This window comes from Rhodococcus sp. Eu-32 (assembly GCF_003336925.1).
In the GTDB taxonomy this organism is placed as follows: Bacteria; Actinomycetota; Actinomycetes; order Mycobacteriales; family Mycobacteriaceae; genus Rhodococcoides; species Rhodococcoides kyotonensis_B.
Window position 1 is genome coordinate 1 of record NZ_QGNK01000026.1, and the last position, 14,627, is coordinate 14,627.

General features: G+C 65.9%; 14 protein-coding genes. 3 read left to right on the plus strand and 11 right to left on the minus strand.

All coding sequences use genetic code 11. From position 1 onward, the window contains the following. The 6 genes from DK926_RS23330 to iolC all read right to left on the minus strand — a co-directional run. Positions 1 to 283 (minus strand): aldehyde dehydrogenase family protein (locus tag DK926_RS23330; protein WP_114332373.1); only part of this gene is annotated, 283 nt, incomplete at its 3' end. A gap of 8 nt (positions 284 to 291) precedes the next feature. Further along, positions 292 to 1,167, minus strand: coding sequence for a sugar phosphate isomerase/epimerase (locus DK926_RS23335; RefSeq protein WP_114332374.1), 876 nt, complete (start codon positions 1,165 to 1,167; stop codon positions 292 to 294). Positions 1,168 to 1,183: 16 nt separating this feature from the next. Continuing rightward, entirely contained in the window at positions 1,184 to 3,136 is a 1,953-nt protein-coding gene (gene iolD / locus DK926_RS23340) for a 3D-(3,5/4)-trihydroxycyclohexane-1,2-dione acylhydrolase (decyclizing) (RefSeq protein ID WP_114332417.1), read from the minus strand. A gap of 2 nt (positions 3,137 to 3,138) precedes the next feature. After that, the gene (gene iolB, locus DK926_RS23345) at positions 3,139 to 4,035 is read right to left on the minus strand and encodes a 5-deoxy-glucuronate isomerase (RefSeq protein WP_068428315.1); all 897 of its coding nucleotides are present in this window, start codon (positions 4,033 to 4,035) and stop codon (positions 3,139 to 3,141) included. 1 nt (position 4,036) lies between these two features. Continuing rightward, positions 4,037 to 4,939 carry an aldolase gene (locus DK926_RS23350; protein WP_114332375.1) on the minus strand — a complete coding sequence of 301 codons (903 nt, stop codon included), beginning with the start codon at positions 4,937 to 4,939 and terminating at the stop codon, positions 4,037 to 4,039. Continuing rightward, a complete protein-coding gene (gene iolC, locus DK926_RS23355; protein WP_114332418.1) occupies positions 4,932 to 5,918 on the minus strand; it encodes a 5-dehydro-2-deoxygluconokinase in 987 nt (328 codons plus the stop codon). Before iolC ends, DK926_RS23350 begins: the two co-directional genes overlap by 8 nt. Positions 5,919 to 6,182: 264 nt before the next feature. Between iolC and DK926_RS23360 the strand changes: the two genes are divergently transcribed. After that, positions 6,183 to 6,920, plus strand: coding sequence for a GntR family transcriptional regulator (locus DK926_RS23360; RefSeq protein ID WP_068428309.1), 738 nt, complete (start codon positions 6,183 to 6,185; stop codon positions 6,918 to 6,920). A 160-nt stretch (positions 6,921 to 7,080) separates the two neighbouring features. On the opposite strand, the gene DK926_RS23365 is transcribed toward DK926_RS23360, so the two are convergent. Further along, positions 7,081 to 8,082, minus strand: a complete 1,002-nt coding sequence (locus DK926_RS23365; protein ID WP_114332376.1) for a LacI family DNA-binding transcriptional regulator — start codon at positions 8,080 to 8,082, stop codon at positions 7,081 to 7,083. 154 nt (positions 8,083 to 8,236) lie between these two features. Between DK926_RS23365 and DK926_RS23370 the strand changes: the two genes are divergently transcribed. Then, positions 8,237 to 9,400 (plus strand): Gfo/Idh/MocA family oxidoreductase, encoded by a 1,164-nt coding sequence (locus DK926_RS23370; protein ID WP_279387103.1) that lies wholly within the window; start codon positions 8,237 to 8,239, stop codon positions 9,398 to 9,400. 52 nt (positions 9,401 to 9,452) lie between these two features. Here DK926_RS23370 and DK926_RS23375 read toward each other — a convergent pair whose 3' ends face one another. Genes DK926_RS23375 through DK926_RS23385 form a run of 3 tightly spaced genes read right to left on the minus strand, consistent with a single transcriptional unit; the run spans position 9,453 to position 12,333 of the window. Then, a complete protein-coding gene (locus DK926_RS23375; protein WP_114332377.1) occupies positions 9,453 to 10,433 on the minus strand; it encodes a Gfo/Idh/MocA family oxidoreductase in 981 nt (326 codons plus the stop codon). Continuing rightward, positions 10,430 to 11,329 (minus strand): sugar phosphate isomerase/epimerase, encoded by a 900-nt coding sequence (locus DK926_RS23380; RefSeq protein ID WP_114332378.1) that lies wholly within the window; start codon positions 11,327 to 11,329, stop codon positions 10,430 to 10,432. The genes DK926_RS23375 and DK926_RS23380 overlap by 4 nt, the downstream gene beginning before the upstream one ends. Continuing rightward, entirely contained in the window at positions 11,326 to 12,333 is a 1,008-nt protein-coding gene (locus DK926_RS23385) for a Gfo/Idh/MocA family oxidoreductase (RefSeq protein ID WP_114332379.1), read from the minus strand. Before DK926_RS23385 ends, DK926_RS23380 begins: the two co-directional genes overlap by 4 nt. Positions 12,334 to 12,443: 110 nt before the next feature. Between DK926_RS23385 and DK926_RS23390 the strand changes: the two genes are divergently transcribed. Beyond that, positions 12,444 to 13,478 (plus strand): LacI family DNA-binding transcriptional regulator, encoded by a 1,035-nt coding sequence (locus tag DK926_RS23390; RefSeq protein WP_114332380.1) that lies wholly within the window; start codon positions 12,444 to 12,446, stop codon positions 13,476 to 13,478. A gap of 61 nt (positions 13,479 to 13,539) precedes the next feature. On the opposite strand, the gene DK926_RS23395 is transcribed toward DK926_RS23390, so the two are convergent. Continuing rightward, positions 13,540 to 14,565 (minus strand): Gfo/Idh/MocA family oxidoreductase, encoded by a 1,026-nt coding sequence (locus DK926_RS23395; protein ID WP_114332381.1) that lies wholly within the window; start codon positions 14,563 to 14,565, stop codon positions 13,540 to 13,542. Positions 14,566 to 14,627: the final 62 nt, after the last annotated feature.

A 14,627-nucleotide genomic window follows, 5' to 3' on the forward strand; every position in this document is an offset into this window, starting at 1 on the left:
CTTTGCCGTGTTCGGCGGTGATGATTTCCGCCAACTCGCCCTTGCGTTCGTTCAAGAGTTCGCGGAATTTGAACAGGACCTGTACGCGCTTGGCGAGGGAGGTGTCGCGCCAGGCGGGGAACGCGGCTGCGGCGGCGTCGATGACGGTGCGGGCATCGTCCAGATTGGCCAGTGCCAGTTGTCCGGTGACCTCGCCGGTAGCGGGGTTGGTGACCGGTGCGGTGTTACCGGAGGTGCCGGCGAATTCCTTGTTGTCCAGCCAGTGGCTGATCACGTTGCTCATATCCGTCCTTACTTCTTGAACTTTGCGATGTACTCGTTCATCGTCTTCAGCTGGTAGCGAGACACTTCGTGCGCGTTCTCGTTCTCTCCGAAGACGCTCGACACCATCACGGTGTCTTCCTTGTCGTAGAAGCCCAATTCGCCCAGGCCGCCGAAGAATTCGTCCCAGTTGACGTCGCCGTCACCGATCTTCAGGTGCTGGTGGACGCGTACTGCGTTTCCGGGCGGGTTGGTGATGTAGCGCAGGCCGTGCGAACGGTGGTGGTCCATCGTGTCGGCGACGTGCACCAGGCGCACGAGATCGCCTGCGGTGCGCAGGATTCCTGGCAGATCTCCGCCCATGTGGAACTGGTGGCACGCGACGACGACCATGCCGAAGTTCTTCGAATTGATGCCCCGGATGACGCGAATGGCCGCCTGGCCGTCCTCGACGAAATCGTCCGGGTGCGGATCGATTCGGACGTCGATGCCTTCACGCTCGACGATCGGAACGAGTTCTTCCATCGAACGGTAGAAGGCGCGCTCGGACTCTTCGGCCTTCTCCGGTCGTCCGCTGAACTCGGTGTTCATGACGTTCACGCCGAGGTCGACGGTGATCTGGATGGCACGCTTCCAGTACCGTACGGCTGCTTCGCGGGCGTCCTCGTCCGGGCCGGACCAGCGCAGCACGGGCAGCACCGAGGCGATGCCGACGCCGGCGTCCTTGCAGGCCTTCTTGAACTTGGCGACCAGGTCGTCGTCGGCCTTCGGGTGGTTGAAGAACGGGATCATGTCCACGTGCGGCGTGAGCTGCAGGTACTCGTAGCCGAGGTCGGCCACGACACGAGGCAGCTCCAGCAGCGAGAAATCGTGGTGGAACGGGGTGGGATCGAGTGCGATCTTCATCGTGTGGTGATTCCTGTCAGTTTCCGGACGGACGGAGGAAGGGGCGCTGGATCTTCTTCCACTTCTCGTAGGTGGCGTACGCGGTCTGCGTCGACTCGAGCGTGGAGGTCGCGCTGACCGGAACGTCCCACCACGACTCGGAGTCCGGAGCCGCGATCAGCGGGTCGGTCTCGACGTGGATGACGGTGGACGTCTCGCTCGCCTTGGCGGCCTTGACGGCGTCGGTGAACTCGGAGCCGTTGTTCACGCGGACGACCTCGACGCCGAGGCTGGCTGCGTTGGCAGCGAGATCCACAGGCAGCTTGTCTCCCTGCAGACGGCCGTTCTCCGCGCGGTAGCGGTAGTCGGTGCCGAAGCGCTGCGAGCCGAGGGATTCCGACAGCGAACCGATGGATGCAAATCCGTGGTTCTGCACGAGGATCATGATGATCTTGACGCCCTCCTGCACGGCGGTGACCAGTTCGGTCGCCATCATGAGGTAGGAGCCGTCGCCGACCATGATGAATACGTCGCGGTCGGGCTCGGCCATCTTGGCGCCGATACCGCCGGCAACCTCGTATCCCATGCAGGAGAAGCCGTACTCGACGTGGTAACCCTTGGAATCGCGTGTGCGCCAGAGCTTGTGGAGGTCACCGGGCATCGATCCGGCAGCGCAGACCACGACGTCGCGAGGATCGGACAGCGTGTTGGCCAGACCGATCACCTGGTTCTGGTTCAGTGGTGCCGACGGGTCTTCGATCTTGTAGACCGACGCCACCGTGTCGTCCCACTCCTGTGCGAGTTCGGTTGTACGCGTGCGGTATTCGGACGGAACCGTGTAGTCGCCCAGTTCGACCGCAAGAGCCTCCAGCGCTTCGCGAGCGTCGGACACGACCGAGATGCCACCCTGCTTCACCGAGTCGATCGACGCGACGTTGATGTTGACGAAGCGAACGTCGGGGTTGTTGAACGCGGTGCGCGACGCGGACGTGAAATCGCTGTAGCGCGTGCCGATTCCGATGATGACGTCGGCTTCGGTGGCGAGGGCGTTGGCCGCCGTCGTACCGGTCGAGCCGAGAGCGCCGACGGACTGCGGGTGGTCGTACTTCAGCGAACCCTTGCCCGCCTGGCTCTGGCCCACCGGGATCCCGGTCTTCTCGCAGAACGACGCCAGCGCGTCGGTCGCGCCGGAGTAGATGACGCCACCGCCTGCGACGATCATCGGCTTCTTCGCCGTACGGATGACCTCGGCGGCACGGGCGATGACGGACTTCTCCGGCAGCGGGCGTGCGACGTGCCAGGTACGCGGTGCGAACAGCGACTCGGGCCAGTCGAACGCCTCGGCCTGAACGTCCTGCGGGATGGCGACGGTTGCCGCGCCGGTCTCGACCGGATCGGTCAGCACACGCATCGCACCGAGCAGAGCGCCGGGAAGCTGCTCGGGACGCCACACGCGGTCGAAGTAGCGCGAGAGCGGCTTGAACGAATCGTTGACGGTGACGTCGCCGCTGGACGGAAGTTCGAGCTCCTGCAGCACGGGTGCGCTCGCACGGGTGGCGAACGTGTCGGCGGGCAGCAGCAGCACGGGCAGGCGGTTGATCGTCGCCAGCGCGGCGCCGGTCAGCATGTTCGTCGAGCCGGGGCCGACGGACGCCGTGACGGCCCACGTCTGCAGGCGGTCCTTCTGGCGTGCGTAGGCGACGGCGCTGTGCACCATGGCCTGCTCGTTGCGCCCGAGGACGTAAGGCAGTTCGGGGTCGGTGCCTGCTTCGACGGCGTCGATCTCGGCCTGCAGCAGCGCCTGGCCGAGGCCGGCGACGTTGCCGTGTCCGAAGATGCCGAACGCGCCGGCGAAGAACTTGGTGCGAACGCCGTCACGCTCCACGTACTGGTTCGCCAGGAACTTGACGGTCGCCTGGGACACCGTGAGACGAACTGTGCCCTCGGTGTTTTCGGTCTTGCTCGCCGAGATCGGCGCGGTGGACACCACGATCATGCTCCTTCGGATGCGGTGTTGGTGGAAGAGCTGTGGAGGGGCAGGCGCGGATCGACGGCCTGGTCTGCCCAGGTTCCGCGGATCCAGGTGTGCTCGGGATCGTCGACGATGTTCCAGGCCCGTTCCTTGCCCGGTCCGGCCATGACGTTCAGGTAGTACATGTGGTAGCCGGGGGCTGCGACGGACGGGCCGTGGTAGCCGTGCGGCACCAGCACGACGTCACCGGTGCGGACCTCTTCGAGCACCTCGATCGGACGCTGCGGTGTGCCGTAGACGCGGTGGTAACCAAATCCGTTGCTCTGGTCAGGGCCCGGCGCGATCTCGAAGTAATAGATCTCTTCGAGCGCGGACTCGTGCTCGGTGTTCTCGTCGTGCTTGTGGCCGGGGTACGACGACCAGTTGCCGCCGGGAGTGATCACCTCGCACGCGATGATCGAGTCGGCCTCGAACGTGTCGGCGGTACCGAAGTTGTGGACCTGTCGGCTGCAGTTGCCCGCGCCGCGCAGTTCGACGGAGATGTCGGCTGCCGGAACGTAGCGGAACGGCAGCTTCTTCTCGGCGCGGGCGCCGCAGAGAGCGAACCGTCCGCCGTCGGTGCTGGAGACGGTGTAGGCCGAATCCTTTCCGACGTAAGCGAAGTCGGACGGGCCGTCGAACACCGATGCACGGCCGGCGAGCTCGAACTTCGTGCCGTCACTGGTGACCGTCGCCGAACCCGACAGCGGCACGACCATGATCTCGTCGGGGCCCGACGACAGATCGACGGACTGCCCTGCGGCGAGAGTCAGTGTCCAGAGGCTGGATTCGGTCCACCCCGCGGATTCGGGCGTGACGACGACGTCGAAGCCGTCCTTGGCTCCGTCGCCTGCTGCGATGTAGTACTCGGAGTTCATGTCACCTCACCATGTTCACTGCGGTCGCGACGGCGGCTGCGACGTCGCCGTCCTTGGGGTACAGCAGGGTGCGTCCGACGATCAGACCGCGCACGGCCGGGATCGCGAGCGCGTTCGCCCAGCTGGCGAAGGTCTCTTCCGGAGCGGTCTGCGGGTCGCCGCCGAGAAGAAGCGTCGGGAGCGTCGTGGCGTCCATGACGCGTTCCATCTCGTCGACGACGGGCAGCTTCATCCAGGTGTACGCGGACGTGGATCCGAGGCCCTGGGTGATGTGAATGGACTTGATGACGGCGTCGGTGCTCAGGTCGTTCTTGACGCGTCCGTCGACACGGCGTGACAGGAACGGCTCGACCATGGCGATGAGCTGACGCTCGGCGAGTTCGTCGATGGCCTGGGCGCAGGCGGTCATCGTGGACAGCGTGCCCGGGTCGTCGAGTGCGATGCGGGTCAGCATCTTCGCGCCGTTCATGCGCGCCTTGGCCGTGGCGGCTGCGGTCGCTGCGGTCATGCGGTCGTCGAGCTCGAACGACGCGCCTGCGAGGCCGCCGCGGTTCATCGACGAAAACACGACCTTGTCCTCCAGAGCGCCGAGGAGCACGAGGTCGTCGAGGATCTCGGGGGAGGCGAGGACGCCGTCGACGCCGGGGTTCGCGAGTGCGGTGCGCAGCCGGTCGAGCAGCTCGGTGCGGCTGTTCATCGCCGTCATGTTCGAGCCGACGGACAACGCGCCACGGGCAGGGTGGTCGGCGGCGACGATCATGAGCCGGCCGTTGCCTCGAATGGTCTCACGCGTCGTACGCGTCGCCCAGGCACGCTCGATGGCCTGCGGATCGCCTGCGCGGATCGCGGTGACCTCGGCGTAGCTGGATGCAGCGGGTGCGGGGGTCAAGGTGGTCTCAGACATTCACGGACTCCGTAGCAGCCTTGTCGGCGAGTTCTGCGACCTCGGTCGCGGTGGGCATGGCGGTGGAGCACTCCAGGCGCGAAGCGACGATGGCGCCTGCCGCGTTGCCGTAACGGAGAATCTTCTCGAGCGGCCACTCGGCGAGCAGACCGTTGCACAGCGATCCGCCGAAGCTGTCGCCTGCACCGAGGCCGTTGACGACGTCGACGAAGTTCGGCGGCACGGTGACCGTCTCGTTCTTGGTCTTGCCCATGACGCCCTTCGGGCCCATCTTGACGATGGCGAGTTCGACGCCCAGGTCGAGCAATGCGTCGGCAGCCTTGTTCGGGTCGGTCTCGCCGACGGCGACCTCGCACTCCTCCTTGTTGCCGACGGCGACGGTGACGTGCTGGAGCGCCTTCTGGACCTGCTCGGTCGCAGCGGCGGTCGTCTCCCAGAACATCGGACGGTAGTCGAGGTCGAGGACGGTCAGCGGCGCGCGTCCGCGTGCTTCCCATGCCGTGAAATGTGCACTGCGGCTGGGCTCTTCGGACAGACCGGTGACGGTCGACCAGTACAGGCGTGCGTTCTTGACCGCGTCGACATCGATGTTCTCGGGTCGGATCTGCAGGTCGGGTGCCGACGGCTTGCGGTAGAAGTACAGCGGGAAGTCGTCGGGCGGGAAGATCTCGCAGAAGGTGACGGGGGTGGCGAACTGGGAGTCCGTGACGACGAAACGGTTGTCGACGCCCAGGCGGGCCAGCTCGTTCGACACGTAGCGACCGAAAGGATCGTTCCCGACACCGGAGATCAGTGCCGACTTCCGTCCGAGGCGTGCTGCGGCGACGGTGACGTTCGCTGCGCTTCCTCCGAGGAACTTGCCGAAGGACTCGACGTCCTCGAGACCGACACCGGTCTGCAGTGGGTAGATATCGACGCCGCTGCGCCCAATGGCGAGGACATCGAAGGCCGTGGTGGTGGCATCGGCTGAGGTGGTCAAGTTCGACTCCAAGGGTGTTTGGGGACTGACGGTCGAGAAGTTCTGACGCAAGGGCCTGTGCTACTACTGTGCTGCAGACCACATGTTGATGTCAATACTTTGTCCTGACATTCTTACTTCCAGTCATGCCGATGTTAGTGTTCGCCTACACTTCCGATCAAGCCGGGCTGTAGATTTACCGCCCCCGAGGAGATACGGAGCCGGACAGTGACTGCTTTCGATGCGTCGACGTCGGATGCGCCTACGAGCGGCGCGAGTTCGACGGTGGCCACGCCCCTGTCGGTCGAACTCGACCGCGGCAGCCCGGTTCCTCTGTACTTCCAATTGGCGCAGGCGATCGAGTCGGCCATTCTCGGCGGGCAGTTGGCCCCGGGAGATCGGTTCGAGAACGAACTGGCACTTGCCAAACGACTGAATCTGTCACGTCCGACCACGCGTCGCGCAATTCAGGAACTCGTCGACAAGGGACTGCTGGTCCGTAAGCGCGGTGTCGGCACTCAGGTCGTCCAGAGTCCAGTGCATCGACCCGTCGAGCTCACCAGTCTCTTCGACGACCTCGCGCGAGCCGGACAGAGCCCGTCGACCAAATTGCTCGACTACCACGTCGGGACGCCGTCGGAAGAGGTCGCACGCGAACTCAACATCTCCGCCGACACCGAGATCGTCACCATCCGCAGGCTTCGCAGCACCAATGGAGAACCGTTGGCGCTGATGGCGAATCACCTGCCGTCGTCGATCGCGCCCGATCCCGACGAGCTCGAACATCACGGCCTCTATCAGTCGCTGCGGACGAGGGGCGTGCACATCCGCCTCGCACGCCAGCGGATCGGAGCCAAGGCCGCCGACCGCGACGAGGCGCTGCTGCTCGACGAGAAGTACAAGGCCCCGCTGCTCACGATGCACCGCACGGCGTTCGACGACTCGGGGAGCGTCGTCGAATTCGGCTCGCACGCCTACCGTGCGTCGCGGTACTACTTCGACACGACGGTCGTCGATCGCTGACTCACCCCGCATTCTTCGGCATCGATGGTCCGTGGCATCCGACAGACAGTTGCCGCGGACCATCGATGCGCGGGAGTGATGGCGCCGGAGTGATGGCGCCGGAGTGATGGCGCCGGAGTGATGGCGCCGGAGTGATGGCGCGGGAGTCATGGCGCCGGAGTCAGGGCGCCGGCGGGGCCGTCGACCCGCGCACCTGAATAGCGGGTGGCACCAACGTCAGCGAGCCGGGGCGATCCGGGTCGGCGATGCGATCGACGAGCGCCGTCGCGGCTCGCTCGCCGACTTCGATCGTCGCGTTCTCGACGCTTGTCAGCCGGACGTGGCGTAGCTGAGCGATGGACGTGTTGTCGTAGCCGACGATCGACACCTGCTGCGGAATCGACAGTCCGCGTTCCTGGCAGGCGGTCATCGCGCCGATCGCGACGATGTCGTTGACGGCGAAGATCGCGGTGGGGCGCGTCCGTCCGTCGAGGATGCGCGAGCAGGCCGCGTGGCCTGCGTCCTCGGTCATGCCGCCGGGCTCGACGCGAATGTGCCGCTTCAGGCCGTGCGAGACCATGGCGTCGCGATAGCTCTGCGCTCTGATGTCGGCGACGGCCCCGGTTCCTGCGATGTGGGTGATGCGTCGATGACCCTGTGCGACAAGGTGTTCGACGGCCAAGTGGGTGCCGAGTTCGTCGTCGTTGGCGACGACGTCCACGCCCGGGAAGTCGAGGTCGCGGCTGGCGACGACGACCGTCGGAATCAGCGCTGCTGCTTCGGCGATGGCAGGCGTCGGCCGCCGGGTGCCGACGAGAGCCAGACCGTCGAGGCGGAGGTCCATGAAGCTGCGGACGAACGATTCGTCGGAACTGCGATCGAGACGACCGTCGGCCAGGAACATCTTCAGATCATGTTGCTGCAGAATCGAATTCATGCCCTCGAGGCAGTCGACAAACCATGGGTTGCGTAGGTCGTTGAGGAGAACTCCGACGATGTGTGTGCGATTCTGCGTCAGGCTGCGCGCGCTCAGATTGGGGCGGTAGCCGAGTTCGCGGATCGCGTCCTCGACAGCCGCGCGCTTCTCCTCGCTCACCGAGCTGGATCCGCGGAGAACAAGGGAGACAAGCGATTTGGATACACCGGCGTGCGCTGCGACGGTACGAATGGTCGGCTGCGCCACGTTCGTGTCCCTTCTCGGCGGTGTCTTCGTCAGACGCTAGCAGGGTCGGTGTTGACACGTCGGCGTCGTGTGACGCAGACTCTAGTACAGATTGGACCGGTCCAAAACCGTGTTCGGATCCCGGACGTTCAGTATTCGTGAGGAGACAGATCCAGTGAGTTCATCGCAGAACATCCGTGTGGGTGTCGCCGGCTTCGGTTGGATGGGCCGCGTGCACACGCAGGCCTACGCGCGCATCCGCCACCACTATCCCGAACTCGCGCTGACTCCGGTGCTCGCGTCGGTCGCCGACGAGGTGCCCGGCCGCGCCGACGAGGCTGCCGCGCAGTTCGGCTTCGAGACGTCGACCACCGATTGGCACGACATCGAGAAGGACTCGTCCATCGGCGCAGTGTCGATCACCGCCCCGAACTTCCTGCACCGCACCATCGGTACCGCGATGGTCGAGGCAGGCAAGCACATCTGGATCGAGAAGCCGGTCGGCCTGTCCGAGGACGACGCCCGCGCTGTCGCCGTCGCCGCGGACAAGGCAGGTGTACAGACCGCAGTCGGCTTCAACTACCGCAACGCCCCGGCCGTCGAAGAGGCGAAGGCACTGATCGAGGCCGGCGAGATCGGTACCGTCACCCACGCTCGCTTCCGGTTCTTCAGCGACTACGCGGCGCACCCGGACGGCGCGCTCAGCTGGCGCTTCGAGCGGGCACGCGGCGGCAACGGTGTGCTGGGCGATCTCGCGTCGCACGGCGCCGACCTGCTCTGGTACCTGTTGGGAGACATCGACTCTCTCGTCGCCGACACCGCGATCTTCGTGCCGCAGCGTGCGAAGCCGACGGGCGCGACCAGCGGTCATGCCCTCGCGACCGGTGGCGAGCTCGGACCGGTGGAGAACGAGGACTACGTCAGCAGCCAGGTGCGTCTGGCATCGGGTGCGCGCGCGACGCTCGAGGCGAGCCGCGTGTCGGTAGGGGAGCAGAACGCGTACGGCTTCGAGATCCACGGCACCAAGGGTGCTGTCTTCTGGGACTTCCGGCGCCTCGGCGAACTGGGCCTCAGCGTGGGTGACCGGTACCAGGATCAGCCGGTGTCGACGATCTTCGTCGGCCCGAAGCAGGGTGAATACGGCGCGTTCCAGCCGGGATCCGCGTCGTCCATGGGCTACGACGACCTGAAGGTCGTCGAAGCCAAGCGATTCCTGCAGTCCATCGCCGACGGCAAGCCGGTCGGCGCGACGATCTGGGATGCGGTGCGCAGCGCGCAGGTGCTCGACGCGATGACGCGCTCGGTCGAGTCGGGGAGCTGGGTGAAGCCGGGCGCCTGAGCGGGCGACCCGAAGATCCCCCGTACGCACATGCGCACGGGGGAGCCGAACCTCAGCGGGGCGACATTCCGGCGGCGCGGTACGCGTCGTCGATCATCGCCATGTTGTCGACGGCGTCGTCGAGCCCGATCGGCAGGGGTGTCCCGTTCTGCAGGTGATCCGCGAACGCCTCCAACTGATACGTGTACGACGACTGCGTGCCGAGATGCTCGACGCGGGTGTCGGATCCGACCGTGACGGTGACCCGGTCGTCCTTGTTGGGCTTGATGTAATCGTGCGCGAACGCCTCGCCTTTCGACCCGATGACACGGAGCGTGAACAGGTAGTCCTCGTCGATCATCGAGTTGCGGGACACAGCTGTTGCGCCGCTGGGGAATTCGAGTTCGACATCGATCGATTCGTCGACGCCCGGGAATCGTTCGACGGCCTTGGCTGCGCCGATGGTCGGTGCGCCGCCCGCGAATCGGCCGAAGGCCCGCAGCGCATGCAGGGCGTAGCATCCCAGATCCATCATCACGCCGCCTGCGAGGTCGAGCGACCATCGTAGGTCGCCCGGCTCCGGTGCGGGCATGCGCATGACGACGTCGATATGGCGGAGGTCGCCCAGTGTGCCGTCCTCGACCACCTGCAGCAGTCGCTGCGTCACCGGATGGAACAGGTAGTGAAACCCTTCCATCACAACGATATTCGCCTCTCGGGCGGCTTCCGCGACGGCGAACGCCTCCGTGCGATCGCGCGCGAAGGGCTTCTCCGTCAGCACATGTTTGCCCGCCTCGACCGCCGCGAGGTTCCACGGCGCGTGGAGCGAGTTCGCGAGCGGGTTGTAGACCACGTCCACTTCGGGATCGTCGATGACGGCCTGGTAGGAGTCGAGAACCCGCTCCACACCGTACTTCTCGGCGAACACCTCGGCACGCGTCCTGTCGCGTGCAGCGCACGCGACAAGACGGTGTCCGAGAGTGTTCGCCGGTTCGACGATCGCTTCTTCGGCTATGCGAGACGCGCCGAGGACGCCGATCCTTAGTTGATTCACGCCGACGAGGCTACCCGGGCTTCCACGACGCTTCTGAGGTAGGAGACGCTGGAAATGACGTCGGACACAGGTCCGGCGCCTGCGGGCTCCTCGGCGAGGATGGTGTCCTGCTCGAGCACGAACCAACCGTCGAAGCCCGCGTCGAGCAGCTCGTTCACCACGCGCGCGATGTTCACGTCACCGGTTCCGAGCGGGGTGTACATACCTTGCGCGACGGCCTCGGTGTAGGTGAGTTCGCCGGCTTGTACACGCGCGGCGAGGGCGGCGTCGACATCCTTCAGGTGCGCGTGCGTGATGCGCGACGCGTGTGCCTCCACCAGGTCCAGCGGATCGGTGCCGCCGATGAGGAGGTGTCCTGTGTCGAGGCACAGCGGAATCGTCGAGCCGTTCAGAACGCGGTAGACCTCGTCGCGCTTCTCGATCATCGTGCCGACGTGCGGGTGGAGCACGGCGCGGATTCCGCGCTCGGCTGCCGCGGCCTGAAGTCGATCGAGATTGTGCAGCAACGTGTCCCACTGCGCAGCGTCGAGTTCGGGACGCGAGTCGTAGCCGTCGGCGCCGGTCGCCGCGGCGAGGACGAGGACCTCGGCCCGGGAGGCGATGAACGCGTCGAGAAGCGGTCCGATGCCGGGAACGGGATCGTGATGCGCGTGGTGCAGCAGCACCGGTGCGAATCCGCCGACGGACTTCAGGCTGTACTTGTCCAGCGTGGCGGCGAGCTCGTTCGGATCGGCGGGCAGAAAGCCCTCGGGGCCGACCTCGGTGGCGGTGAGCCCGGCGTCGCGCATCTCGGTCAGGACGCGGTCGGAGTCGATCTGGTAGCCCCAGCCGGGGACCTCGCAGACACCCCAGGAAATGGGTGCGCCTGCAATGCGGATGTCAGCGGAAGTGGTCACAGTCGTACCTCGTCGATTCGCACCGGGCGGTGCTGTTGCAGGGACAGGGTCGCGGCCTCGGCGATGTAGGCCACTTCGAGCGCATCGCGCGCGGTGCAGGGAGATTCGATGCGCCCGGCCGCCATGTCGACGAACGCGCCGAGTTCGACCTGGTACGCCGACGTGAAGCGGTCCATGAAGAAACTGTGCGGCGTACCGTTCGGGAACGTCGCTGCCGCCTCGAGATTGCGCACGGGGACCTGCTCATCCCAGCCCGCGACGACGGCGTCGGCCGAGCCGTGGACCTCGAGGCGGCAGTCGTAGCCGCGTGCGTTGTAGCGCGTGTTCGACACGACGCCGATGGTGCCGTTCTCGAACGTGAGCGTCGCCGTGGCGGTGTCGACGTCGCCGTACTCGGTGAACGCCGGATCGCCCTGGTTGGAGCCTGCCGCGTAGACCTCGGCGACCTCGTGACCGACGATCCACCGCACGATGTCGAAGTCGTGGACGCTGCAGTCGCGGAAGATCCCACCGGACACGGCGACGTAGTCGAGTGGCGGGGGAGCAGGATCGAGCGTCGTCGAACGCACGGTGTGCAGCCAGCCGAGTTCACCGGCGTCGACGGCGGTCTTCGCCGCGGCGAATGCGGGTGCGAATCGGCGGTTGTATCCGATCTGGACCTGGACGTCGCTCGACTCGATGGCCTGGACGACGGCGAGGCTCTCGCCAGGTGTCGCCGCGAGCGGCTTCTCGCAGAAGACAGGGATTCCCGCGTCGACGCAGGCGAGCACCAGCGACGCGTGTGCGGGCGTTGCGGCTGCGACGACGACACCGTCGACGCCGGATTTCAGCAGCGCGTCCGCGTTGTCGACGGCCTTGGCGTCGAACTTGGCGGCGACGGATTCGGTGACGGCGGGTCGCTCGTCGGTGACGACGAGGCCGTCGACACCTGCCAACGTGCTCAGTGTTTCGGTATGGAATGCGCCGATGCGGCCGAGGCCGACGACGCCGATGGTAACGCCCATCAGTGTGGTCCTCACAAGGGAAAGAAGAAATTCGGGTACACCGAGTCTGACGGCGTCCTGCCGTACTATCAACCGGCAGACACCATCAAAAACGCCTCAGGAGGGCGCCCGTGGCGCATCGGTACAAGGTTCGCGAGATCGCGCAGCAGTCCGGGCTGAGCGAGGCGACCGTCGACCGTGTCCTCCACGACCGCCCCGGCGTGCGCGCAAATACGAGAGCCGAAGTGCAGCAGGCGATTTCGGATCTGGACAAGCAGCGTTCGCAACTGCGACTGAACGGTCGAAAATTCCTGTTCGACGTCGTCATGCAGACCCCGGCGCGATTCTCGGCCGAGTTCCGTGCGGCGCTCGAGGCGGAACTGCCGATGCTCGCGCCCGCGGCCGTGCGATGCAGGTTTCACTTCAGGGAGACCGAGTCGGTGGCGGCGATGGTCGACACGCTGGGAAAGTTCACGGCCAGGGGATCGCACGGTGTCATCGTCAAGGCGCCCGACGATCCGGACGTCGTCGCGGCGATCGACCGTCTCGTCGACCTCGGCATTCCGGTGGTCACCTACGTGACGGACGTGCCGGCGAGCAAGCGTCTCGACTACGTCGGAATCGACAACCGTGCAGCCGGGGCGACGGCGGCGTATCTCGTGGACAGTTGGCTCGGGGACTCCGATGCGTCGGTGTTGATCATCCTGACCAGCAACATCTTTCGCAACGAGGGGGAGCGCGAGATAGGGTTCCGCAGCACGTTGCGCTCGCTCGGAGGCGAACAGGGCGACGCCAATCGGCGTCGCGTCGTCGAGATCACCGACAGCGAGGGGCTCGACGAGACCGTCGAGAAGCTCGTCGACGCTGCGTTGTCGGCGCATCCGGACATCGAGGCCGTCTACTCGATCGGGGGCGGGAACACCGGTGCCGTGCGCGCGTTCGAACGTGCGGGTCGTCGCTGCCGGGTGTTCGTCGCGCACGACCTCGACAGCGACAATCGGCCGCTACTGCGGTCGGGTGCGTTGTCGGCCGTACTCCACCACGACCTCAGGGCCGATGCGCGGCGGGCGTGCCGGCTGCTGATGCAGGCGGGCGGCGGGCTCGACGGCATGGTCGACGAGCGGTCGCAGATCCATGTCGTGACCAGGTTCAATACGCCGGCGTGAACAACCACGTGCACCGAAATACACAGAGGGCTGTGTATTTCGGTGCACGTGCAGGTGCGCGCTAGCGCTGGAACGGCCCGCCTGTAATGCCGAGCTGCTCGCGGATGCTGTCGACGATCGCCAGCGTCTCGACGGCGTCGGAGATCGTGTGGACCTTCGACTCGAGCCGACCCTCGGAGATCGCGCGAGCGGCGTCGACGGCAGCGAAGTGCAGACCGTCGACCTGTAGGCCCTTGTCCTCGCGGTAGACGATCGTCTCGCCACCGCGGATCGCGAGGGTGAACGAACCGGGCATGAAGAACGGGCCGTGGACGGTCAGCGTCGCGTCGCGACCACAGACCACGGCGACGGTCGGGGTGTCGCTCAGAATCGTCGTGTTCATGACGGCGTGGTTGCCGTCGCCGTCGGTCAGAATCGCGGACACCTGACCGTTCAGTTCGTCGTTGGCGGGCTGCCCGACGGCGGTGACCGACGTGGGCGCGCCGAGAACGAAGTGAATGAACGACGCGTCGTACGTGCCCAGGTCGAGCAGTGGTCCGCCGGCGAGCGAGGGGTCGTAGATGCGGTGGTCCGTCGTGAAGTGCTCACCGTGGTCGACGAGGACCGTGCGAACCGGGCCGAGCACGCCGCTCTCGAGAATCTGTGCGATCACGTCGAACTTGGGGAGGAACTTGGTCCACATCGCTTCGCCCGCGAACACGCCTGCGTCGGCGGCTGCGGCGCCGATCTCGGCTGCGCGGGCGGCGTCGACCGCCAGTGGCTTCTCGACGAGGACGTGCTTACCTGCGGCGATGGCAGCGAGCGCGCACGCGTGATGTTCGGTGTGCGGAGTTGCGACGTAGACGATGTCGACGTCGGGATCGGTCAACAACGCGTCGTAGCTGCCGTGCGCGCGGGGAAGAGAGTGCTGCGCGGCGAACTCGTCCGCCCGTCCCTGATTGCGGGAGGCCACGGCGACCACCTGCTGCGTCGAGTACTTCTTCAGCGATTCGACGAACCGGTGAGCGATCCATCCTGGACCGAGGATTCCCCAGCGGAGGGAGGGTGCGTCCATCGGATCGGGGACGCGTGACCGTGGAATCGTCATCTGCAGTGCCTGTTCTCGAGAAAAGCTTCTTTGTTAGGACATTCGGATGTCATACTCAGGGC

Excerpts from the sequence above, each read along its gene's own strand:
- DK926_RS23335 (WP_114332374.1), bottom strand. The coding sequence starts at position 1,167 with ATGAAGATCGCACTCGATCCCACCCCGTTCCACCACGATTTCTCGCTG.
- iolB (WP_068428315.1), bottom strand. The coding sequence starts at position 4,035 with ATGAACTCCGAGTACTACATCGCAGCAGGCGACGGAGCCAAGGACGGC.
- DK926_RS23350 (WP_114332375.1), bottom strand. The coding sequence starts at position 4,939 with ATGTCTGAGACCACCTTGACCCCCGCACCCGCTGCATCCAGCTACGCC.
- DK926_RS23385 (WP_114332379.1), bottom strand. The coding sequence starts at position 12,333 with ATGGGCGTTACCATCGGCGTCGTCGGCCTCGGCCGCATCGGCGCATTC.
- DK926_RS23395 (WP_114332381.1), bottom strand. The coding sequence starts at position 14,565 with ATGACGATTCCACGGTCACGCGTCCCCGATCCGATGGACGCACCCTCC.